17 protein-coding genes are annotated in these 22,821 nt (G+C 46.9%); all 17 read right to left on the bottom strand.

Features of this window, described 5'->3' with window-relative positions:
• Positions 1-44 precede the first annotated feature (44 nt).
• Positions 45-3,725 carry a hypothetical protein gene (locus tag E7027_00130; GenBank protein ID MBE6420549.1) on the bottom strand — a complete coding sequence of 1,227 codons (3,681 nt, stop codon included), beginning with the start codon at positions 3,723-3,725 and terminating at the stop codon, positions 45-47.
• Positions 3,726-3,948: 223 nt separating this feature from the next.
• Entirely contained in the window at positions 3,949-5,445 is a 1,497-nt protein-coding gene (locus E7027_00135; protein ID MBE6420550.1) for a hypothetical protein, read from the bottom strand.
• Positions 5,446-5,549: 104 nt separating this feature from the next.
• On the bottom strand, positions 5,550-7,064 hold the full coding sequence (locus tag E7027_00140) for a hypothetical protein (GenBank protein MBE6420551.1): 1,515 nt from the start codon (positions 7,062-7,064) through the stop codon (positions 5,550-5,552).
• A gap of 14 nt (positions 7,065-7,078) precedes the next feature.
• A complete protein-coding gene (locus E7027_00145) occupies positions 7,079-7,345 on the bottom strand; it encodes a hypothetical protein (GenBank protein ID MBE6420552.1) in 267 nt (88 codons plus the stop codon).
• A gap of 9 nt (positions 7,346-7,354) precedes the next feature.
• A complete protein-coding gene (locus E7027_00150; GenBank protein ID MBE6420553.1) occupies positions 7,355-8,938 on the bottom strand; it encodes a hypothetical protein in 1,584 nt (527 codons plus the stop codon).
• 18 nt (positions 8,939-8,956) lie between these two features.
• A complete protein-coding gene (locus E7027_00155) occupies positions 8,957-10,552 on the bottom strand; it encodes a hypothetical protein (GenBank protein ID MBE6420554.1) in 1,596 nt (531 codons plus the stop codon).
• A gap of 181 nt (positions 10,553-10,733) precedes the next feature.
• A complete protein-coding gene (locus E7027_00160; protein MBE6420555.1) occupies positions 10,734-11,291 on the bottom strand; it encodes a hypothetical protein in 558 nt (185 codons plus the stop codon).
• On the bottom strand, positions 11,288-12,424 hold the full coding sequence (locus E7027_00165) for a hypothetical protein (protein ID MBE6420556.1): 1,137 nt from the start codon (positions 12,422-12,424) through the stop codon (positions 11,288-11,290). Before E7027_00165 ends, E7027_00160 begins: the two co-directional genes overlap by 4 nt.
• A 182-nt stretch (positions 12,425-12,606) precedes the next feature.
• Positions 12,607-13,296 (bottom strand): response regulator transcription factor, encoded by a 690-nt coding sequence (locus E7027_00170; GenBank protein MBE6420557.1) that lies wholly within the window; start codon positions 13,294-13,296, stop codon positions 12,607-12,609.
• A 28-nt stretch (positions 13,297-13,324) separates the two neighbouring features.
• Positions 13,325-14,446, bottom strand: coding sequence for a response regulator (locus E7027_00175; GenBank protein MBE6420558.1), 1,122 nt, complete (start codon positions 14,444-14,446; stop codon positions 13,325-13,327).
• Positions 14,430-16,358 carry a HAMP domain-containing protein gene (locus E7027_00180; GenBank protein MBE6420559.1) on the bottom strand — a complete coding sequence of 643 codons (1,929 nt, stop codon included), beginning with the start codon at positions 16,356-16,358 and terminating at the stop codon, positions 14,430-14,432. The genes E7027_00175 and E7027_00180 overlap by 17 nt, the downstream gene beginning before the upstream one ends.
• A gap of 102 nt (positions 16,359-16,460) precedes the next feature.
• Positions 16,461-17,408: a hypothetical protein gene (locus E7027_00185; protein ID MBE6420560.1), complete on the bottom strand. Its 948-nt coding sequence runs from the start codon at positions 17,406-17,408 to the stop codon at positions 16,461-16,463.
• A 13-nt stretch (positions 17,409-17,421) separates the two neighbouring features.
• The gene (locus E7027_00190; protein MBE6420561.1) at positions 17,422-17,691 is read right to left on the bottom strand and encodes a hypothetical protein; all 270 of its coding nucleotides are present in this window, start codon (positions 17,689-17,691) and stop codon (positions 17,422-17,424) included.
• A 28-nt stretch (positions 17,692-17,719) separates the two neighbouring features.
• Positions 17,720-18,829 (bottom strand): HAMP domain-containing protein, encoded by a 1,110-nt coding sequence (locus E7027_00195; GenBank protein ID MBE6420562.1) that lies wholly within the window; start codon positions 18,827-18,829, stop codon positions 17,720-17,722.
• Positions 18,830-18,842: 13 nt separating this feature from the next.
• Complete coding sequence (locus E7027_00200) at positions 18,843-20,282, bottom strand: hypothetical protein (GenBank protein MBE6420563.1); 1,440 nt, start codon at positions 20,280-20,282, stop codon at positions 18,843-18,845.
• A 10-nt stretch (positions 20,283-20,292) separates the two neighbouring features.
• The gene (locus tag E7027_00205; GenBank protein ID MBE6420564.1) at positions 20,293-21,183 is read right to left on the bottom strand and encodes a type II secretion system F family protein; all 891 of its coding nucleotides are present in this window, start codon (positions 21,181-21,183) and stop codon (positions 20,293-20,295) included.
• Between the two features lie 3 nt (positions 21,184-21,186).
• Positions 21,187-22,806 (bottom strand): hypothetical protein, encoded by a 1,620-nt coding sequence (locus E7027_00210; protein MBE6420565.1) that lies wholly within the window; start codon positions 22,804-22,806, stop codon positions 21,187-21,189.
• Positions 22,807-22,821: the final 15 nt, after the last annotated feature.

Below are 22,821 nucleotides of genomic sequence, written 5' to 3' on the forward strand. Positions count from 1 at the left end.
ACAAAAACCCCCGGGCTTCCCCGGGGGTATGTTTCAAACATTTGTTACGACTTCTGAGGAACTGCATTGTCTCCGCTATTCAATTGCGAAGTACTCGCTTTTTGAGCAGCACCGGATCCGGCGGCACCATAGGGCTTATAGTCTAACCCGTCTTTACAGGCACCCTGCACGTAATCCAGTACATGTTGTACATTTAAAGATCTACCCGCCAAGTTTTCGCAATCATCAACTAACAAGGTTTTGCTGAGCGCAGTATACTGTTTTCTGCAAGCACCTTGTCCGCTCTTGCCACTACAATTCTCCGTAATGTCCAGTGCCAAGGCTTTAAGCGGATATCTTTCCATGGCCGCAGAAAGAGAGTCCTTATATCTCTGGTATGCCAATCCATCAGAACCGTTCCAGAAGTAATTGTTATGATGGTACTTTCTTTCTCCTCTTAACTGTGGAGTAGCCTGGCAAGAACTTTCCTGAACAGCCATGAAACGCTTATCACATTCGTCCTTACCGTCAATCATTTGAGCAGGGTACAAGGCCGCTTCCGGTTGGATATAGGCCAAGAAGGCACCCAATTCATTGTGATAAGGTTTTCCGTCGGCACGTTTCACCTCGTTCTTTAAATGAGGATCCAACGAAGTTAATACCATGGCACGGCCCAAGGCACATACGGCAGCACCGTTCACAGTGCTAACCCCTACGGATTGAGCGATGTTAAGTGCGTCCACTAACTCCCCGGAGGTTACTTTTTCTCCAACTTCGGCCAATTGAGGTTTGTTTTCCTGTTGGGCTTTAGCATTATATTTCGTTACGACATCTTTAACGAAGGCCGTAGCAGAAGGAGAGTCTGCGTATCGCCCACCGGCATCCCCTCCACATTTTTGGGGAACATTTTCCACAACAGTCAACAGTTTGGCACCTTCAAAGGCATCCGGGGTACCACCATTAGCCGCCGGCTTTCTGCTAAAGGCGTCCTGGGGAACCCAAGAGAAATACTTGGCCAAATACGCCTTTTCAGGAGTCGGCTCTTTTCCACCGCCACCTTTGTTTTCCGGAACGCATTTTCCGTCTACGTATTTATAGCCGGTAGGGTGTTTCTCTAGACAGCATTCCTCACTGGTATCAGGGCCATTCGGACATTTGTTTTCCTCTACCGAGTAGGACAACGTAGTATTATCGTTGTACACACAGGTAGCAGTGCTGACCGGAATACCGGGCAAGCTTTGCCCTTTAGCAGGGGCGGAGGTTGCATTTCCATTGGCGTCATACTTAATATCATAGGAAGTTCCGCTATGGCAACCGCCTTGGTTGACGCTATCGCCGTCCACATCTACGCTATTGCACTGACGAATCGTCCAGTTGATAACCAAGCGTTTTCCTTTAATGCTTTCAGGAATTCTATCCGCTATCACTTGGAATCCTGTGGCATTGCCTGCACTATCAGCGATCCGCTTTCTTTGATTCTTCCCTAATTTTCTATCTGCATACGGTTCATGGTCAAAAGGTCTCACATCATAGTGGCGAACCACATACACTTGGCCTTTTTCACCGGTATTCTGGGTGCTGGAGACATTGCTAAAGGCTTCGTCCTCACCCTGTACGCTGTAAGTAATGACAAACTTGCTCTTCATTTTGTCATATGCTTTTTGGTCTGCCATACCATTAGCAAACAGTACATGCGCATAAGGAATGCCTTTTTCGTCCGTTGCACCGTCTTGCGCACCGACATTGGCATAGTAGTCGCACGAAATTCTCGCTAACGGGTAGTTACAACGCGCACCTAAAATCCAGCCTTTTCCTTTTTTGCCTTTCTTGGAAGAGAAGGATAACTGCATTTCCTTCGTTTCCGGAGTAGCACCATAGTTTTGGTTATAGTCCGCATAACTATCGGTAATAACAGCTCTGCCTTTTCTCAATTTCTCCAAGAAAGTACCATAGGTCATGTATTTTGTGCCCTTCTCGGTAGTAGCTAACCAACTGTTGATTTCGGTTTCACTAAAACCGTCATTATCATCAGCTTGAATCGAGGTATCAACCGTTTCATTGTCGGAGGAATCTTTAACCGTGGCTTGTTGAACCTCAGTCTTTTTAACTTTTCTGGTCTTAATAGCAACACTTTCCACAAACAGAGGCACAAAACCCGATCTGTTAACCGCATTAAGGTTCAGTTCTCCGCCTTCCTTAAACAAACCGATAACAAGTTTGTCGCGTTGTTGCTCCGGTTGCAAGTGTCCGCTATAGTAGGTAGCAATATCCTTGGTAGGCACACCCACCACATAGGTAAAAATGCGGCGTTTTTTGGCTTTACTAGCGCTATAGACCGCTTTATAATGGCCGTCCATCATTACACGGGCGCAGTCATCTGCTTCCGTAATGCTACCGTTTTCTTTGCCAAACCACTTAGTTGCCAATTTGGCCCCCAAACCATTGCTCAAGCAGTCAATGCGTTGGGAAACAAATCCCATATTGGCTCCGGCCACATTACCACCCTCCCACGGGTCTTTAATACCTTCTTCAACTTTATATTTGAAGAACGCACGGCAGTCATCTTTGCTAAACGGAACTTCCGGATGCTGAACTTTCCATTTTTCTTTATTTAAGCCGGCACATTCATCTTCATCGCCGGAACCGGCCACAGCACCAAACATGTTACCCATAGACCAGTCGTCCGTACCCGTCATCAAACAAGAGAGGAACGGATCCAAAAAGTTTTGGGCAAGTTTCACGCCGAAATCAATCCAACCCCATTTATGGTTGAATTTTTTCTCCCATTCCATTTGGGAGCGGCGTTTCATCATGTCCCACCACCAGGGTTCTTTGCCGTTGAAGGCAAAGTTGCGTTCCAAGTTGCCGTTTCCGCCACCGGGGCCGCCTAAATCGCCACCGGCGATGCCGCCGATTTTGCCCGGTTCAATGGGCTTAAATTGGGCATCGGCCAAGGCTTGCAGGGCATTAGCTTTAGACATGGCATCTTTAGAACGACGCGCTTGTTCCGCGGCATTTTGCCCGAAATACGAGCGGGAAGGTTTGCCAGCAGCTGTCAAGGGTTGCAAAGAAACCGGTTTAGGGCTGCTTTTCGGGGTTTCGGCTTTCACGCGTTTGGCCGCAGATTTCAAACCACCGCCCCACATACCTACACCCAACTTACCGCCGCCACGGCCGGTCAACCCGGCAGAAGAAAGCTTGCCGATTTTGGTTGCCGCACGCTTGAAAGAGGCACGCGTTTGAGCCGGAGCATTGCGTTTATAGATGTTGGTCGTGTTTCTTTCTTCCGTGGTGTCGGAATAAGAGCGATCTTCCAAACCGCTGCGGTCAAAAGAAGCCATGGAATCGTAAGATTCCGGTTCTTCCACCCCGCCGAACCCTTTGATTAAACTCAACGGGTCGCGGCCGGCCAACTGGGCGATTTGCCCTTCCGGATCCCCACCTACCGTATCAAAACCGTAGCGTTCGGGGTCGAAAGCGCTATCCTCCACCGAAGGGGCGACAATTTGTTCTTCGCTTACTTGGCCGCTATACTTATACAAAAACGGCAACAAAAGCAAGGCAATAAGAGCGGCAATGATAAACGGCGCATCGCGTTTGGTTCTTTCGAACAGCGTGCGTTTCGGCTTGCCGTCGCTCCCTACTTTGGAGGAAATACGATTAGCAAAAGATTTAGAACCGGGTTGTTTACTGTTCTTAATCTTATCGCTAAAGGTAAAACTATCCTTCTTTTTTTCCTCTGGCATAAGTGCCTCCTATTTAACTTAAAACGACTTGTTTGCGGGGATTTTTCGGGCCCCTGTGGAAATTCCTCTCGTCGAGAAACTTTCCGTTTTTTACTGCTTTATCATAATAAAGAAACCGTTGTTCGAAGATGGTCCCCCACTTCGTGACAACTTTCTTTACAATACGTCCTTACATTTATTATAGCATTAAATATGAATTTTTCAAGGGGTATTTTGAAAAATTTTACAGCAAAAAGATATTGGAGTTTGCCCAGTCTTCCTCCGGGAAGAATCCGCTACCTTTTTCAAAACTGTTTTCCACCAAATCTTTAATGTTTTTCCCATATTCGTCGGTTACATGCTGGTCACCCGTTTTGCGCTCTGCCATACACTTATCCATTGCCGCCGGATCTTCTATAGAGGAGCACTCTTTGGCGGCGTCTAAGCAATAGGACGAATAAGTATCGTACGCATCGGTTAGTTTAACAGTTGTACAGGCTTCGCCCTGTTGTTTTATTTTTACTCCGCAGTAAGTATCCAGTTGGCCGTAATCTTCTACAATCAACTTACATTGTTCTTGGATATTGCCCAAAGAATTGGTAAAACTACTGCCCGACACTTCATCACAGTTTTTCGGGAAAGAGCCCGGCAAGTTGTTGATATTGGTACGGGCGGCTTTTAATGTATCATCGATACGGGCCCCGGAAGTTTTGGTGGCATCTTCGCATAATTTCTCGTTTTCAATACGGAGTTTAACATTTTCTATATCCGAAACGACGGCATCTTTATCAATCCCCACCCCCGAAAAGCCGGAAGAATCAAATACGGACTTAGGCATTTCCGCCCCGCTAAATCCGGCGGACGCCAATGTTTTCTTTAACGGAATGATATTTGTACGCCGCGCGGCATTACCCATAAAATAGGCATAGTACATATCTTTGTAAGCCCGAGATTTACCCACTTCCATCGAATCGGGCAAGCGCGCCAAGGTGGTGCCCATATCCAAATTTTTGGTAAGAGATTCCACATCTACATCTTTGCGTTTGGCTTTTTCCACCATTTTCATAAACCAATCGTCTTCCCCCGCGCCTGCAATGTTGGTATTGGCAATTTTTTTAAGAGTAGCAGAGCTGTTGAATCCGTCTTTGGGGTCGCGCGTCACCGCAGAGGCATCTTCCCCGAAAAATACTTCGCTCGGGCGTGTATCGTTTGCCTCGGTACCCGCGGAAACATTACTTTTAGTGATATTTACTTTGGAAGATTGAAGGCCGTCTTCATCACCCGGTACATAATGCACCCCGGTCACTTTGTCCACGCGTTTGCCGCGGCGGGCGAGGGAAGAATTAACGGCTTGAATATTGATTAAACGGTTTTCCGGCCCTCCTACGCGCGCGCCATTTTGGGCAGCAGCCCCGGAACTGAAAACGGATACTTCGTCCGGGTCGATAGCATCCGGGGTAACTTGTTTGGAATGATCATGCCAAGAAAGAAGCGCCCGCAACAAAGACATTTCCTTGGCCTCATCGGGAGAGTACCCCATAGCATAAGCCAAGTTTCGTAAAAGCGGAATAGAACCCACCGGGATAACTGCTCCCGTCAAAAAAAGGAGTAAACAAAGCACCAGCACAATCCACCCCTTTTTAGAACGGAAAGGGGCTCTTAATTGTTCCCAAACACTCGGCTCTGCCACAGGGGCAGGCTGGGGTTGGGAAGTGGGAGTAATGGGTAATTTATCGGGCATATAAGGTTATTGTAGCACAACTAAAGACGGAAAACACAAAGGTTTTAGATTTTAGAAAAAAGGGGTGCCTTGTACAGGCACCCCGATTAAACTGTTTTTATCAGTTATTTCTTAGCGGCGCTTTCTTCGCCGGCACCGGACATGCCTTTCGTCACTTCATTGGTAAGAATAGTTCCGCCTGCCATCATACCAACTTTCTTTGCACCTCCGGCAGCCAGTTTGAAGAAGCCGTCCAAGGCAATCTTTCCGTCTTTCCCAGGCATCGCACAAGTAAAGGCTTTTGCCAAAGTGTAAGCCATAGCTGCATATGCTGCCCCAGACACTACATATGAGGCCACCGTTATGAAAGTAGATTGATATTCTTTCGTGTAGTTAGCGGCTTTGGCAATCAACAAACTAGCCAAAACAACTACACCCGCCACTAATAAACAACCGGCAATAATCATGGCTATGCCACCGAAACCCATTATTCTGCGTCCGTTAGCAATAAGCAAGAAGGCACTGGGAATTACCGCCAAAGTAGCCGCGATCAACCCCAAGAACATCCAAGTTAAGGTTTTGCGATCTTTGGCTTGTTTTTTAGCCTTTTCATCTTGTTTTTGGGCCCAATCGCCAACGGCTTTCAATTTGCGTTTATTGTCGTTAGCCAAATCGGAAGAAGAAGGCGTTTCCATTTCGCTTGCTTCTTCTACGTCAATCCCAGCGGATTTCGTATAACTGGCCAAAAGTGCACGGGAGCCTTCGTTGGCGGAGCGATGTGCATTGCTTGCGGCATCCGCAGAGCGTTTGGCAATATCTTTGAGTTCGTTTTTTTCTCTATTAGAACGAGTACCGTTTCCCACCGTTCCGTTACGGCTACCCGCAATGAAGGTAGAACCGGAAGAGGAAGAAGAACCTCCTAACCCCATAGCGGAAGAGCCGGACGGCATGGCCCCGGAAAATTGATATCCGCTACCACCGGAACTTCTGGTAGGAGAAGGAGTACCCGCCCCCCCGGAACGAGAGCCGGAAGCATTGGAAGCCGTATTGAACACATTGCCGGAAGTTCCGCCCGAGGCATTACTGCGAGCCATAGGAGCAGCAGCCAGTTGCGGGCGATCGGCCGCTTCGGAGGGAGCCGAAGCAGGAGCAGGAGCAGGAGCCGCCGCTGTGTAAACACCGCCTGCATTATTTCCGTTTCCGCCGGAAGCCCCGGAAGCGCGAGTACCGGAAAAGGACACATCCACATCTTTATCCTGCCCGAAACCCTCGGTGGAGTTAAATTGTGCCGCATTTCCAATGGAATAAGCCAAATTGGCTTCCGCATCGTCCGCGGTGGAAGCACCAAAGTCGGCATAACCTTCGCGGGCGGCAATTTCTTCGGCCGTGGCTAAATTTTCCCCACCGCCTACATTGATAGAAGTTAGCATACCGCCGCGTTGTTGTAACCCGTCATACTGATACTGGCTGGAAATGCCGGAAAGGGAACGGGCGGCCAACCGCTCTTCTGCCATTTTAGATGCGGTGTTGTGCATAAGGGTAGTAGCCCCGATGCCCACTACGGCGGAAACAACCATCAATTGGCCGGAGCCCATGACGATCTTTCCCGCTTTACTGGTTAGCAAATTAAACCATTTCATATTTTTTCTCCCATTTATTGAAACGCATCTACCGCGTTTTGTGTACGATGTTGCTGTTTGGCTTGTTCCTGCGCATACTGATACGCGGCTTGCCGACGGGCACGCTCTTCTTTTTGCATTTGTTCTTGTTGAACGGCTTGCAAGCGTTGGTTAATTACTTCTCCTTCGTGGAAAATGGTTATTCCCCACGCTACCCACGCCAAGAACAGCCCTATCGCAATTATTCTGGGTATCGCATTTCTACGATTCCAAGGATAAATAATTAAGTTTCCGATTTGCATAGATTATCCTTAGTCGATAGCTCCGCCTACTCCACCGACTACGGCACCGGTACCGGCACCGGCCGCCGTAGCAGCAAGTGCCGCCGATTTTGCAGCTGCCGCACCAGCGGCAGCGGCTTCCGCAGTTGCACCTGTCGCCGCACCTTTCGCAAAAATTGTTGTTTTTTCACCAAGACCAAGAATCTTATCCATCTGCTTGATAATCCAATCAGAAACCTTTTTGATAAAAGATATTCCTACCCCGGCAGCCAAAATAGGCAATAAAATGGTAATCGCCGCAGGCCAACCCTTGAAACCATAATCGTCGAATTCCTTAAAGAATTTCATACACTTCACAAAACCAACTACGATTACGGCCAAGGCGGCAACAGCCATAGCAGCAGCGGCAATCCAACCCCAAGGAGCAGGGAGTCTCTTTAAATACGGAATGGCAATCATAGCCGCAATGGCAATGGCCACCGCACCCCAGAACCAACCTTTCAACTCATTTAATTTCTGTTGACGTTTTTCTTCATACGCATCGCGTGCATCGGCCCAGTCTTTAATACCACGCAGATTGGTTTCATATTCGTTATTAACATCGGTAGAGCCTTGCCCTTGGCCGGTGGTCACATTTTCGCCGGTAATACGCATACCGCCGGAAATTTTGGTACTTGCCAAGAAAGCGCGCGCTCCTTCGTTCGCCGAGCGGTGTTTGTTAGCGGCCGCATCGGCAGAGCGTTTGCGAATAAACTTCAGTTCGTTTGCTTCTTTAGAGGTACGAGCATTGGCTACGGAAGCGTCCCAAGAGCCGGAGAACCCTTCCGTGTTACCGAAATTAGACTGCGAACGCATACGCATACCGTCGTGGATAGAAGCCATTTGGCCTTGAAATTGCTTCATCACATCAGCCGCCTGACCGGGAGTAACATTGGAAGCTTTGTCAGAGCCGGACTTGCCGCTATCCTGCACTACAAAAGAGGAATTAAACGAATTTCCGCCACCGTTACCACCCGTGGCCGCTCCTTTGCTCCAATTCTTTTGCGCAGAAGCCAAAGCAGGCGCCCCTGCGGGTGCCCCTTGCTGTGCTGGGGCTGCACCTGCCGCCGCCCCTTGAACACCTTGGGTAATGTTAGAAATGTTAGACATCATATCCCCCATCATGCCCATGGGGTTATTCTGCAGTTCGGCTTCGTTCCCGGCGTTGGCGTTCATACCCAACCCTTCCGATGCACCCATTTGATAGGCGCGAGGGTCACTGGGAGCGACAATATCCTCCGCCACCTCACCTTCCGGAGCGGTTTGGGTTAAACGATCCAAGCGGTTGATTTGCGCGGAAGAAATACGCATGGAAGACGCAACCTCTCCGCTACCATACCCATCCATAGAGTACCCGCCGGAGCCGTAAGAACCGGCACTGCCACCGGCAACATACACCACTTCGCCGGGGTCGTACTCACCCGCCGGATTAAACGAAGTGTTATCCGCGGGAGAGTCCAAAAACTGCAGGGCAGCAACCCCTGCCACACCGACAACCGTGGTCATCCCCACCGCTTTTAGTACGGTGGAGGTGGCCATTCCGGCCCGGCTGGTTATCCACTTAAAGATATTCATAAATTCCCTCCTAAAAAATTAAAGTTTAGCTCGATTCAAACAAGCCTGTCTTTGGTTATTATTGTAGACATAACATCCTCTAACTGCTTCTTGATCATATTGATTGGTTTTATACTTTGGATCTAGCGAATTATAAAATTCATTTTTTCTTTCTTCCATCCATTGGTCTGTTTCAGGATCAGTAGAATTGTAACTACTGCGAAAGCCACCATATGAAGCACGTGCGGCGTCACCTGCTGCAAACATTTCCTGAGATTGTGGCAAATTCGTATTAGTCTTCAAGTGATCTCTATATCCAGAACGGAAGGCCTTTTGTTGCCTTCGCAAATCTCTTTGAGAAGGTTGCGCCGGTTGTTCCGAGGCCGGGGCTTCCGCTGAGGTAGTGGCCGGGGTAGCACCGCCATTATTGCCTCCTGCATCACCCGTTTGCACAGAAGGGGTGCTCGTACTTCCGGGATTAGAAGAAGTACCCATTTTCTTATTAGTAAAAACTGTACCGACAGATTGACCGCCTGCCAAATCAGCTTCCCCAATCCCTAAATTACTAAGATAAGACTGTTGATCGGGCGTTAGTTTGCTCCAATCCGTTGCGCCCCATAACTCGTCGGCGAATTGATTGGCTTGTTGTTTCATGGCAGAATTGGCAGCGATTGCACCTTTCGCGGCATCTATACCGGTGTTTATTAAGTTACCAAGGGCGTTCATACCCAAGTTAATAAGACCACTTAAAAGTTGTTGCAACAAGGGATCCATGGCTTCTTCCTTAAACTCGTCTTTAGCATCTTTAGCGGCATTAGCAGCATCTTTCACAGCATCAGCAATTCCTTTAAAATCGGAGGAAAAATCGCCGTTCGGGTCGATGGCTAACCCTTGTGCTTTGCTTAAATCAATGCCGTTATCCGTAAACGCTTCGCTCCCTTCAATATGCCCCCCCATAAGCGCGCGTTTGGCATTGGCGGCCTTGCCGTCCCGCAAGCCTGCGGCCGCACGGCTGGTTTGGGCAAATTGAGCCAAAGCACGGCGGGCATCTTTGTTTTTCAGTTGAGCCATGGGCGTTTCGGTACCTTTGTCTTGGCTTTTGAAGGTGGAAAAGTCCCCGCGAGGGGCACCCCAAGTGGCATTTACACCACCGCCGCCCGCACGGCCCATACTGGCCGAACCTAATTGACCGATTTCGGTAGGAGCCCCGCTCCCGCCGCCACGGCCGCTATAACCGCCACCCGAATAACCGCCGCGGGAATATCCCCCGTCAGAGGAATAACTTTCCTCACTTTGGCCGGAAGATTCCGTTTCTGCTTTGGCGGCATCTTCTTCCTGGCGGGCTTCTTTTTCCGCCGCGGAGTAGAGCAGGGTGGAGTTATTGTCCTTCATATCCGGGTATTTGGAAGCAAGCAGATATTCTTCCGCTTCGTCGTTCAAAAACGGCATTTGCGCCAAATCGTACCCGCGCGTGTTGAAATCTTCAAAAGAGGCTTCATCAGCTTTGCCCATAAAGGAAGCCAGCGTGATAAGCGCAATAAAACAAACCAACACAATGGCACCCCAGGTGTAGGCTTGCTTTTTATCCATTTTGTTCAGTTTTTGGAATACATTTCCCGGTTTCAATTTGAACATAAAAACCTCGTTTACATAATAATAAAAACTACCCTTGTTGACCGTACCCGGGGGGTACCTCAAACACAGAGTTTAGTTGCTTTCTATTTTAGTATAGGCAGAAAAAAGGATTTTGTCAAGGGAAAACAGAAAAAAGATGAAAAAAGACCACCGCTGGGCGGTGGTCTTATAAAGAGCCTTTTTATTTGCCTTCGGGGCGTTGATAAGGTGCCGGGCGCTCGTTTTTACCTATATAGCGGGTCAGTGTAATTTCTTCCCCCGACTCGCACAAGAAATTGTACCCTTTCAAGCATTTTTCATCGCGTTCGCAAACGCGGTCTTTATTATAATTACACAAAAAACGAATACGTGGCGCCTTTGTGCGGGCCGTAAGCACCATTTTCGTCCAGGTACCGGAGCGGTTAATATCCAGCTTAATTTCGCGCAAACTTAAAAATTTGCGCATACCTTCGTTATTAAAACCCAAATAATCTTCCACTTTTTTCTTGATGTCTTTTTCCAAAAAACGCCTGTCCCAGGTATCGGCGTAATAGTCGGTTTCGTGCGATTGCAATTGAAAACGACGCGCCGCATAGAACATGGCTACTTCCAATTTTTGATCCAACACCAAAAGCCCGAAAATTTTGATAATAAACAAAATGAAAATAAGAAAAACCGGAAACAAGAGCACCACTTCGGTAGTGGCTTGCCCTTTGCAACAACGGATAAAAGAAAAAAAGTTTGCTATTTTGTTCATCATGGATTTAAGGTTACGCTGTATTTAGGCAACGGATTAGGCCACACGCAGTTATTATTGTTGCGTGGGCAGGATAAAACAACCTCGTTACGGACATACGGCTTATATTTTTGTTCCAAATTAATATTAAAGTGGTTAGCCGGCAATTTATAATTTTGCTTCAGCATAATCCCGCGCGAAAGCGTGCGGAGTTTTGTGCGGGAAGACGGCGCAACATAAGCAAATTGGAAAAGCGGTTTTCCATTCCAGTCTTTGGATTCCAAAGGTAAAGAAAGCGCACCACCGTGCGCGCTGTTCGGACCGTTAGAGTCGGAAATATACACCATTATCTTGTTGAGTTCCACGGGAACCGTTTGTAAATTGATAAATTGTCTTATTTTAGAAGCACTTTGGCGTGCGCAATCAGCCCGTTTACAGTTACGCACATTTAGGTAGTACGCTTCGCGGTACATAATGGCGTTCTTACTGACTTGTTCAAACGAATAACGCTGTGCCCCGTAAATATCTCCTACCGTCAAGTAAGTTTGTAAGTAGTCTGCAATAGCCCCTGTAGCAAATTCCCCCAGGTGAGTAAAATAATAGTTTTTTACCAACTCTTCGCTGATAATCGGCAAAGGGTCGTCCCCGGAGATATTTATGTTAGGTTGCTCTTTTTGCCAATCTTTGCGGCTGGCATTTGCGTTTAGCATCGGGCCTTCATAATACTGAACGCCCCAATCGTTTGACTCCGGCGCGGGCGGAGGGTTTAGTCCGCTTTCATAATCCGGGCCGATAGCGGGCACACCGCCCCCCTTATAAAAAATATCAAACACCGATATTTGCGGAGGCATACCGTTTTCTATAGCTGTGTTTGTTGCAGTTATTTTTCTGTTCTCATAGAACTTCATTACGCGGTACGGGAGCGGCCCGTTGGTCATTGCCACGGCGTTCAAATAGGTGCTGGCGGCTGACATTTGGGAGTAGGCCGCATTATCAAGCGCAAACTGTTCACGAATTTTGGTAACGGATACTTTTACCATTTCGAACAACAAATAAATAACCAAAATAAAAATGGGCGCCAACAAAACCGAAGGCAACAAAATTTGCGCCTTGCGGTCTTTCAGTTTCCATACGGTTTTGGCTATAAAGTTGTTCATATCACTGAGTAAGCAACATTCCGACAAAAGTAAAGAAGAAACGCACGATATGCGTGTGAAACGCCGTTAAAAAGGCCGACAAAATAACCACAATAGTGGCAAGCATCAACACATATTCGATGGTCGCCTGCCCCCGTTGCGCGCGCAAGAAACGCATTGCCAGCCTTTTTAAGCGCATAAAGTTATTCTCCGTCTTCGTCCGGGATAACGGTTCCTTCCGAAGAGATAAGCCCTTTTTCGATGGCTTTTACAACCGCTTCCGTGCGGCTGCTTACACCCAGTTTATGGAAGGCACTGTTCAAGTGATTTTTAATGGTTTTTACGCTGCAATTCAGTTCTTTGGCCAGTTCTTTATTGCTAAGCCCTTTACCCAAATAATCCATCACTTTGATTTCCGTTTTGGTAAGGGTAGCTTGAGAAGGCATACCGCCATCGCCCATTTTGCGCAAACCATGCAACAATTTACCCATCAGTTGTTGCGGAATCATGAGGCCTTCCGTAGTAAAAGTTTTAATGGAGTTAACCAGTTCCGCCGCCGGTAACATTTTGGACAAATAACCGTTAGCCCCGGCTTGGATAGCATCAAGAACATGGGCTTCGTCTTCGAAACTGGAAAGCATCAGCACATTTACTTCCGGGCAAGACTGACGAATCTGCCGGGTGGCGTTAATACCGTCTATTTTCGGCAATTTAATATCCATCAACACCACATCGGGTTTCAACTTTTTGGCTTTGGCAACGGCTTCCAAGCCATCGGCGGCTTCGCCCACGACTTCCACCCATTTTTCGCCGTTTAAGATATCGCGGATACCTTCTCTAAACAGGGTTTGGTCATCGGCAATAAGTACTGTTACTTTTTTCTTTTTATTCATGGCAATACTCCCCTAGCGTTGTTAAATGTTAAGAATTGGCAACGGGCAATGTGAAATTGAACGAGGCGCCTTTTCCAAGGCCGTCGCTCTGTGCCCAAATCCGCCCGCCGTGATTGATAATAATATCTTTGGCAATGGACAACCCAAGCCCCAAGCGCCCCACGCGATCCATCGCGCCTACCTGCGTAAAGCTGGTAAACAATTGGGGTGCTTGCTCGGGGTCGATACCGTCACCGGAATCCACTACCGACACTTTAGCATTTTTCTCATCTATTTTGCTAACAACAATTTCAATCGTTCCGTTATCGGGTGTGTGGCGCACGGCGTTTTCCAAAATATTGGAAATTACCTGCCGGATACGCTTTTCATCCGCCACCACCGGCAAAGCCCCGCAACTTTCAAAGGTTACGCGGATATTGCGCTTGGCGGCTTTGGCACGGAAAATTTCCGCAGTTTTCTTCAAACTTTCGGTTAATTCAAAACGGACTTTTTCAATACGAAGTTTTCCTTTTTCGATAGCAGCCCAATCTACCAAATCTTTAATCAAATGCTCAATTTGACTGACGGACTCGTCCATAAACATCATTTTCTTTTTCTGGTCGTCGTCCGGCGTGAGTTTCTTTTTAAGCATATCAAAACTCATTTTAAGCGTCATAAGCGAATTGGACAAGTCATGCGAAACAATAGAGAAGAATTTGGATTTCATGTTATTTAAGCGGTCCAAATCTTCGTTGCGCGTTTTTAACTGGGCAACCAACTCTTTGTTGTCCTGTTCCAGGAAATACTTGTCCAACGCACGGTTAATGGTGCGTTTTAAGTAATCAAAATCTACCGGCTTAATCAAGAAATCATACACAGATTCCTGCATAGCTTCCATAATAGCGTTTAAGGAAGCATAGGCCGTAATCATGATAATTTGCGTATCTTGGTTAAAGGAACGAATTTTGCGAATCAGTTCCAAGCCCGTTTCGTCCGGCAAGTTATAATCCATCAGGATAATGCTGAAAAATTCGCTGGCGCAAATTTCCAAACATTCCGCGGCAGACCCGGCCTGATATACCCGGTAGCCTTCGATTTCCAACAAATCTACCAAAGTTTCTCGCAGGTTGTTATCGTCGTCAACCACTAAAATTTTAACTTGCTTCTCCATAGTTCGTGTCTCCGGTTTTCTTATAAATTTTTAGATAAATTTGAAAGCAGGTACCTTTTCCGAGTTCGCTTTTAATAAACAGTTTTCCTTTGTGGCGGGCAATGGCTTTCCCCACAACCGCCAAGCCCAACCCCGTACCGCGGGCCTTGGTGGTAAAGAACGGGGCGAACATTTTGCGGCGGACTTCTTCACTAAGCCCCGGGCCGGTATCCTGCACAAAAATGCAGACGGCTCTGCGTCCCACACGGGTTCCTACCGTTAAGGTTCCGCCGTTGGCCATCGCTTCCACGGCATTGGAAATTACATTTCTTAAAGCCTGTTTGATTTCTTCGGCATCGATTTTAATGCGCACCGTTTCCGATTCCAAATCCATTTTCAGGGTAATTTGACGGGAAATAGGATAGGAATTTAAGATATCACGCAAATAACTGTTTACATCAATCGTGGACAAAATAAGTTCGCGCGAACGGGCATAACCCAATACTTCGCTGATAATGCTGTTAGCCTGTTTAATCTCGGCTTCGATAATACCGAATTGCTTGGCCAATTTCGGATCCGGCGAAGTAACCAGCATTTTAATTAAGCGTGTAGCATTACTGATTACCGCCAACGGATTGCGAATTTCGTGGCTGATAATAGAGGCCATTTGCCCGATAGCCGCCAGCCGTTCGGCCTTTACCAGTTCCCCGGTGGCTTGCTTTAATTCGCGGGTGCGTTCTTCCACTCTTTTTTCCAAGCGTTGATTGACTTGCGCCAGTTGGCGTTGGGCCGACAGTACTTCCTGGCGACGCACATGCAAAGCCTCTACCGTTTCCAAAAACACGGTGGCCAAATCCCCGATTTCGTTGTTGGGAATTTCTAAATCGTTTTTCGTAAACACCACATCGGCATTTTCTCTTAAGGCCAAAGCGGCGCGGCGCAAGCGTTCCAAGGGGCGCGTAATGGGCACGATTACCCAATAACTTACCCCCACTACAAAAGCCGCCATACCGATAATAATAAACAACAAATCCCACAAAGAGTGTAACGTGCTTTCCACAAAAAGTTTAGTTGCCAAATTAGCCGGCTGATCCACATACACGCGCCAACCGGGCATAGGCAAATTAGCGGTAGCAACCAAAATTTTTTCGCCGTTCTGCAGGGTGACTTCTCCGCTTAAACGGTCGCCTAATTGTTCATTTACAGCCTTTACTTTAGCGGAAAGTTCCGGTTGTTCGGAAAGGGCTAACCCGCCGGGAGCCCCGTTATAGGAAATCACTTCTCCGGTAGAAGAAGACACCACTGCGTTCATATCAAGCGGATAAGCACGGGAAAGAGATTTCCCCATTTCCGCCAAATCCATTTCCACCACCAAAACGCCTTCGATACGGGTATCTCCCAAATGTTGGCGCACCGGGAAAGCCATTAACGCAAACAGCCCCTTTTTCATGCGGTATACACGCCCCACATAATCTTTCCCTTGGAGGTAGCAGGTTTTCAAAATAGCGGGAAGATTTTCTTGATAAGTAGCTTTGCTGTCTGCCGGGGAGCCGGACGAAAAAAGTTCTTCCCCCTGCGGGTTCAAAACGGATAAATAAAAAATGGAAGAATTACGCGCACGGAGATAATCTAAATCGGTTTTATTCAAAAATTGGTGGCCGCCCAAATCGGTATGTAAATCGGTAAAAACAGAAAACAACTGGGCCATGCGGGTAATGTGTTGCTGGGCTACGGCAGACAAACGGCCGGCAACGCTCTGTTCGCGTTGCAGGATTTCGTTTTGCAAAATGCGGCTATTGGCACTCATCACATGATAGCCGACGATAAGCACCGGCACAATAGAAATGAGGCTCAACACGAAAACCGCTTTGAAAAATAAACCGCTGAATTTCTTTTTCATATTTTGCAAATGCCCTCTTAAAGAAGGGGCCATTTCAAAGTTTTTTTGATTTCAAAACTCCGCCGGAAAGCGAAATTTTGAAAATGGGGGCCGGGATACCTTCCCAGCCCCCGAAAATATCAATCTGCCGGAAGGTTAGCAACTGCCGGCCGGAACAGGGGCCGCACCTTCTTCGGTAGCATTGGGGTTTAAGAATCCAAACCCGTCAATTTCGGAAGCGGTGCCGAAGTTAAGCAACACTTTCCCTTCCCACAAGAAAGACGGGGAAGCATTGATGGAATAAGCTTTCGTATATTCCGCTTCTTTTTTCAAAAGTTCAATGCCTTCGGTATCAAATTTCTTCATGATTTTTTTGGCATTGATACCGGCTTCTTCCAGGGCTTTATCCCAACGGCTGGATTGGTAATCTTTGTTGCGGATTTCCAAGTACTTCCAGTATTTGTTCGGGTAATATTTAGCCACTAAAAGTTGGCGGATATTTTCTTCCCACTCGGCAGAACCGTGCAAACTGGAGAAACCTCTTTCGGCGGAATAGTCCACGATATAGCGAATTTTGATTTCTTTATCTTTCGGCAATTTGCCGTCTTTTTGGGCTTTAAGAACTAAATTTTCGGCCATTACCCCGTACGGGCATTGGGACATAACAAAAATTTCCATCACGCCGGGTTTGGCTTCTTTGCCGTTGTGAACCCCTTGGCGGGTTTGACGGGGAAGCGCAATAAAATCGGCGCTTTCGATAGCATAACCGGCTTGGATATGTCTTTCCAATCTGGTGCGGATATCGTCCGTCTTTTTAACCAAATAAAGAGGCAGAAAACTGTAATCCATATTGGCCAATTTCGGGTCGGCCAACGCTTCTTTGTAAGATACCTTGGTAACAGACGGTTCCCCACCCAAAAAACCGGCAATACCGGCAGTCAATTGGACATCTTCTTTACCGGCTTCGTATTCGTCCGATTCCACAATTACGAATTCCACTTTAGCCGGAGTTTGGGCTTTGGCTTTCGTGGTTTTTTTGGCAGGCGCCGCAAAAGCAGAACCCGCGAGCACACACGACACAAAAAGTGCAAGAATCTTTCTCATTAAAAATATCTCCTTATTTATCTTCCAAATCGACACGAACGCCGCGGATACCGAGGGCACAAAAAGCGTTGTAGGCCAACACAAAAAATACCGCAGACACCAAGGCAATCAAAGTGCCTTGAATAGCACGCATAATAAGCCCCATAATATAAGCGAAGGAAATGGCGGCTTCGGGGTTAAAAATTTCCACACATGCACTCAACAGCATTACCACGAATACTGCCAGCGGAAAGACAGAAAACAAGACCGTCGAAAGGTTAATTTTTTTGATTTCTATTTTCATATTTTCTCCTAAATCTCCTCAAACTCTTTTATTTTTCAGGTTCCAACACCAAAACAATACGGTTTTTACCGGCATCGTCCGGCAATTGAACGGCTTTTACCAGACATTTTACATCTTTATTCAGCACGCTTCCACGCAACACTTTGGTCGGGTTTTCCAGCGCTTCCCCTACTACTTGAATAATTTCCTGTTGCCGTCCGTCAAAAATATCCAATAGGTGGACTTTTTCTTTGCCCGGCATTTTTAACTCAAAATTGGTGTAAAGGATATTGTTGTTTTCGTCGATAACAAGCGCACGGGAGCCTTTCGGCACCGTAACGGCCAAAATGGTTTTCCACCATTTTTGTTCTTTTTCCAAGGACATGATTTCTACATTTTCCAAACTCTTAATATCCTCGCGAATCTTACCGAGTAACCCGGTAACGGCCCCCGCCACTTCACCGATTTCGTCCCGACGTTCCGGGAACGCTAAAACCAGGTTGTTAAGTGACACGGCTTCTATACTATCCTTCAAACTGCCCAGCGGACGAATAATTTTAAGCAACAAGAACAGATACAACACGCCGCCGATTAACAAAATCATAATAAACGCCCCGAAGGCATAGCGAATCATGGAGGAGTGAATCAGTTTACGGGCACTTTCACGGGAAACAGTCAGGTTTATCATACCCGCAATCACATTATCCTTCGCCAAAAGCGGAATAGCCATATCGTAGTGGTTACCGTCCCCGAAGAGCAAGGCTCTGGGCAAACGATCCTGATAGGCTTGGGAAACGGCATTGGTATCAAAACCGACGGTATTGTTATAATCTTTGGCGGTCATGCCCAAAAACTTGGTGTTTTCGTGCCAACGAACGGTAGTGTTTGCGTTCAGATAAATCAAACTTTTCACACGGTCGTCGTTACGCATAAGGCTCTTCATAATTTCCGCTTCGCGGAAAGTGGCTTCCCCGGTGGGGCGAGAGGCTAACCATTGCACCAAAGCCGGCGCACGGAAACGAACCATTTCCACCATTTCGTTTTGGAGTTTTTTATCAAAAACAAATTTGAACAGGTTGTAATAGAACAGTCCGCCAATGATAGAGGCGTACACCGTTACCAATACGAACCATAAAAACCATTTGGAAGTTAATTTCATACTGTTTCCCCTCTTATTTCATTAACTCTTCCACTTTGCGAAGACCCAAGTCGGCATCGGTATTACCCGGGTCCAATTGTTTGGCTACAATCCAGGCTTGGCGGGCACGTTCGTAATCGTCCTGGTTAAAAGCGTCTAATCCTTCAATGTATTTAGCGCGGGAAGCCGCACTGGCTTCGGCGGAAACACGGGTCATCGTGCCACCCAAAGTGGGTAAAGTTTCGTTCGTTTCCAAACCGCCTGCTACTGTTCCTGTTGTGGAACCGGGGATTGCGCCGGGGATAACCGTGCTCCCCACCATACCGGGAACATTTCCTTCTACAGTAAGAGTTTCGATCGGTTCCAATTCAGCCTCTTCGGCGGCTTTTTCGGCAGCGGCTTCGGCTTCTTTGGCTTTTTCTTCGGCTTGTTTAGCGGCTTCTTGCGCACGCTCGGCTTCTTCTTTTTTCACGCGCAAGCGATTTTCTTTGGCATTGCGGGCACGCTTGATAAGGCCGTCCATGCTGGAAGAATCAGCCCCCCATTTCTTGGCGTTAGTCCAATAAGAAATGGCTTGGTCAAAACGATTGGCATTGTAAGAGCGATTACCGGCATTATAGTAACCGGCGGCAATTTCATTTTTCAATTGCGACATATACTTCTGCACGCGCGCATCGCCGGGTTGAATTTTGGTAATTCGTTCAAATACGGCATAGGCTTCCACATATTGACCTTTATTGTAAAATTCCAAGGCTTGTTTCATGGAAGATTCTACTTCTTGTTTGCGTAATTTGTTTTCCGTTTCGGAAATTTTGGCTACCAAATCGGGGTCGTCTTTGCGCATCAAAAGTGCATTGTACCAAGCGTCCAACGCTTTTTGATAATCGCCGTCCTTGTAGGCTACTTCCCCGCGGCGGGAATATTCTTTGGCAATATCGTAATCGATTTTGCGTTTCCAGGCCTGGGCCTTGGAATTGCCGGGTTGAATCGTTAAAATTTCATTTAATTTATCGTTGGCTTCTACCAAGCGGCCGCTATCATACAGGCGAATTGTTTCTTGGAATTTGGCTTCCACTACCTGCGATTCCGAAATCGTGCCGTAAGTACCCATGTGTTGGGCCTGTTGGGCAAGCGTTTGCGCTTGTTTGAAGTTAGGATCGATGCTTAAAATGGTTTGGGCCATTTCTTGCGCGCGTTGATAATCGCCCAATTTATACAGTTGGTAGGCGTTTTCGTATACCATACGCAAGGTATAGTTTTGTATGCGTTGTTTTTCCAATTGAACGGTAGAAAGATACTGTTTCTTTTCTTCCACATCGTTCAGTGTCCCCATGGAAATTTTGCCCAAATCAAGGAGCATTCCTTCCATTTTTCCATGCTGACGAACCGGTACTTCCTTGCGGAAAGTAGCCGCCGCGCGCACCGACACGGCTGCGAGCATACAAACTAATACTAAAGTAAAATATCTTTTCATAATTTATCCTCTAAAAGCCCATACCGCCACTGACAAGGCCCATAATCATTGGCGCTAAAATTAAAATAAAAATCGTCGGGAAGATGAACATAAACATCGGGAACAACATCTTCGTAGAGGCTTGCGCGGCCAACTTTTCGGCACGGCTTAAACGGCGGGAGCGCAAGTCCGACGAGAAGTTGCGGAGCAAATCTACCAAACTGGTACCAAGTTCATCGGACTGAATAATAAGACCGACCAAAGAACGAACTTCCTGCACCCCGGTACGAGCCGAGAAACGTTCCAACGCTTCGCGACGCGAATACCCCAGTTTGATTTCATTGATTGTTTTTTCCAATTCTTCTTCCAAAATTGTTTTTTCTTTGGCAATTTTAATAATTCTTTCAAAAGCGGTTAAATAGTCCAAACCGGATTCGATAATAAGCGCGGCTAAGTCCACCGTGGTAGAAAAGTTACCCAAAATTTCCGCTTGGCGTTGCTGAATTTTGCTTTTCAAGAGAACATCGGGCACATTAAAGCACAACGGCACCAACAAAACCGGCCAAATAGACTGAAACAGAAGCATAATTGCCGCCGGAATAGCCAAGGAAGCGATAATTTTAGTGTATAAGATATCCACCGGCTGAGGATTATCCGGGCTTCCCAACTGCATATGGATTTCTTCCAAACTTTTTTCCAAATGGAAGTTCTGCAAACAGAAAACGGCCAAACGGTCCATAATCTTTTCTTCCGGTTTTAAGCGAGCAAAACTGGAAGTAGATTTGAAACGGCGAACGGCCACGTCCACAATCTCTTCTTTTTTATCTTTGGGGGCCAACAAACCGAATACGGCAACAAATACGGCAAAAATACCGATTGATAACAACAGGTTAAGCCCTAAAGTAAATGCTAAACTGTTCATACGCTATACCCGCACCTCACCCATTTTCTTCAGCACTTTCATACCGATAGCAATCCAAATGATACAGAACATAAACACAAATATCCCGATCGGGCTGGTATAGAAACCAATCATTTGGCTGGGGTTGAAGATAAACATAACAATCATCATTACAAACGGCATGATACTGACCACGATAGACTGGATTTTCTGTTGAGCCGTCATGGCTTGCAATTTTTCTTCCAGTTTACTTTCTTCGCGGATATTTTCCACCAAGCGGGAGAAAATGACGGTTAAGTTACCCCCCACCTGACGCTGAATAATAATAGCCTTGATAATATAAGCAAGCATGCGGCTGTCCACACGCTCGGAAAGGCCGTCCAATGCTTTTTCAAAAGGAGTACCCAATTGATAGTTTTTAACCACCAAACCAAATTCGTCGGAAATAGGCGGTAACATATCTCTAGAAACCATTTCAAACCCTTGCACAATATCCATACCGGAGCGCAACGAGTTGGAAAGCAAAATCAGTGAATCCATCAGTTGGGCATTGATTTTTTTACCGCGGCTCTTTTTTAAGGTATCCAGCACGGCAGCAGGCATACGGATACTGAGCACCGCCCCGCCAAATACAACCAACAAAAATACCAGCACACCGCCAAATCCGCCGGTCATCACCCCCAGGGCTAACCCCAACAGGGAAAACACGCCTATCGTACCGAATACAATATACTTTACATCAATGGTAACGAACTGGCGGTTGAAGTCTTCCGCCCAAGCCATGCTTTTTTGTTTATAGTCAGCCGTCAAACGCAAAATATCTTCGCGTTTGTTATCCAATAACGAATAGACGGCAAACCCGGCCAAAGCGGAGCCAAGGAGCGTTAAAAATAAACTAAAAGCGCGATCGGCCGGCGTGGTTTTGTAGATTTCCGGTTTGGGCGGATAAACGGGAATCGGGCTCGTTCTAAATTGAGAGAACAAGTGGTTCGCCAGCGTTACCACCGCCATAACGGACTGACGGTATTTGTTGTCTCTTACGGCCTGCGGGCTGGAAAAAGATTCAATCGTACTGAAAAATTCGTTGTTCATCATTTCCATGGTAGCCAACATACCGCGCGCACGACCGCCCAGGCTGTCTTTCATAATAACCATCTTGTTTCCGCGGGACAAGTCTTTATTCAAGCGGTCTAAAGTGGCCATCAAGTTAATGCGGTTCCCTACATATCCGCGGGAAAGTTGTTCAAGCACTACAGGTTGGTTGGGGTCTAACGACTTATCGGCACGATCCAAATACAGATAAATGTTGGAAAAGGCCTGGCGCCACAAATCAGCCTCGCTGTAGGTTCCTTCATTGGGCACATACACTACTTTGTTGGCTTCCAACTTGGGCAATTCTTCCCCAAACCACTCCGGCATGCGGATTTCTTTTTTGGAAGGGCCGCATACATTGGGCAACTGATACACTTTTTTATCTGCAGGCAACTGGACATCAAAAAATTCAGCCAAAATACGCATTTTATCCTGCGCGCATTGAATACGACGGCGGTCGTTGGAATTTAACGCACGCGCGTCCAATGTGGCAGGCACAAAAATGCCCAACATCATAAGTACCAGTACAATCAGTTGAATTTTTTTCGTCATGTAAAATCCCGTAAA

Source organism: Elusimicrobium sp. (assembly GCA_015062115.1).
Lineage (GTDB): Bacteria > Elusimicrobiota > Elusimicrobia > Elusimicrobiales > Elusimicrobiaceae > Avelusimicrobium.

Excerpts from the sequence above, each read along its gene's own strand:
- E7027_00150 (MBE6420553.1), bottom strand. The coding sequence starts at position 8,938 with ATGAATATCTTTAAGTGGATAACCAGCCGGGCCGGAATGGCCACCTCC.
- E7027_00175 (MBE6420558.1), bottom strand. The coding sequence starts at position 14,446 with ATGGAGAAGCAAGTTAAAATTTTAGTGGTTGACGACGATAACAACCTG.
- E7027_00180 (MBE6420559.1), bottom strand. The coding sequence starts at position 16,358 with ATGGCCCCTTCTTTAAGAGGGCATTTGCAAAATATGAAAAAGAAATTC.
- E7027_00135 (MBE6420550.1), bottom strand. The coding sequence starts at position 5,445 with ATGCCCGATAAATTACCCATTACTCCCACTTCCCAACCCCAGCCTGCC.
- E7027_00140 (MBE6420551.1), bottom strand. The coding sequence starts at position 7,064 with ATGAAATGGTTTAATTTGCTAACCAGTAAAGCGGGAAAGATCGTCATG.
- E7027_00145 (MBE6420552.1), bottom strand. The coding sequence starts at position 7,345 with ATGCAAATCGGAAACTTAATTATTTATCCTTGGAATCGTAGAAATGCG.
- E7027_00170 (MBE6420557.1), bottom strand. The coding sequence starts at position 13,296 with ATGAATAAAAAGAAAAAAGTAACAGTACTTATTGCCGATGACCAAACC.
- E7027_00155 (MBE6420554.1), bottom strand. The coding sequence starts at position 10,552 with ATGTTCAAATTGAAACCGGGAAATGTATTCCAAAAACTGAACAAAATG.
- E7027_00130 (MBE6420549.1), bottom strand. The coding sequence starts at position 3,725 with ATGCCAGAGGAAAAAAAGAAGGATAGTTTTACCTTTAGCGATAAGATT.
- E7027_00200 (MBE6420563.1), bottom strand. The coding sequence starts at position 20,282 with ATGAAAAGATATTTTACTTTAGTATTAGTTTGTATGCTCGCAGCCGTG.
- E7027_00195 (MBE6420562.1), bottom strand. The coding sequence starts at position 18,829 with ATGAAATTAACTTCCAAATGGTTTTTATGGTTCGTATTGGTAACGGTG.
- E7027_00165 (MBE6420556.1), bottom strand. The coding sequence starts at position 12,424 with ATGAACAACTTTATAGCCAAAACCGTATGGAAACTGAAAGACCGCAAG.
- E7027_00160 (MBE6420555.1), bottom strand. The coding sequence starts at position 11,291 with ATGATGAACAAAATAGCAAACTTTTTTTCTTTTATCCGTTGTTGCAAA.
- E7027_00210 (MBE6420565.1), bottom strand. The coding sequence starts at position 22,806 with ATGACGAAAAAAATTCAACTGATTGTACTGGTACTTATGATGTTGGGC.
- E7027_00190 (MBE6420561.1), bottom strand. The coding sequence starts at position 17,691 with ATGAAAATAGAAATCAAAAAAATTAACCTTTCGACGGTCTTGTTTTCT.
- E7027_00205 (MBE6420564.1), bottom strand. The coding sequence starts at position 21,183 with ATGAACAGTTTAGCATTTACTTTAGGGCTTAACCTGTTGTTATCAATC.
- E7027_00185 (MBE6420560.1), bottom strand. The coding sequence starts at position 17,408 with ATGAGAAAGATTCTTGCACTTTTTGTGTCGTGTGTGCTCGCGGGTTCT.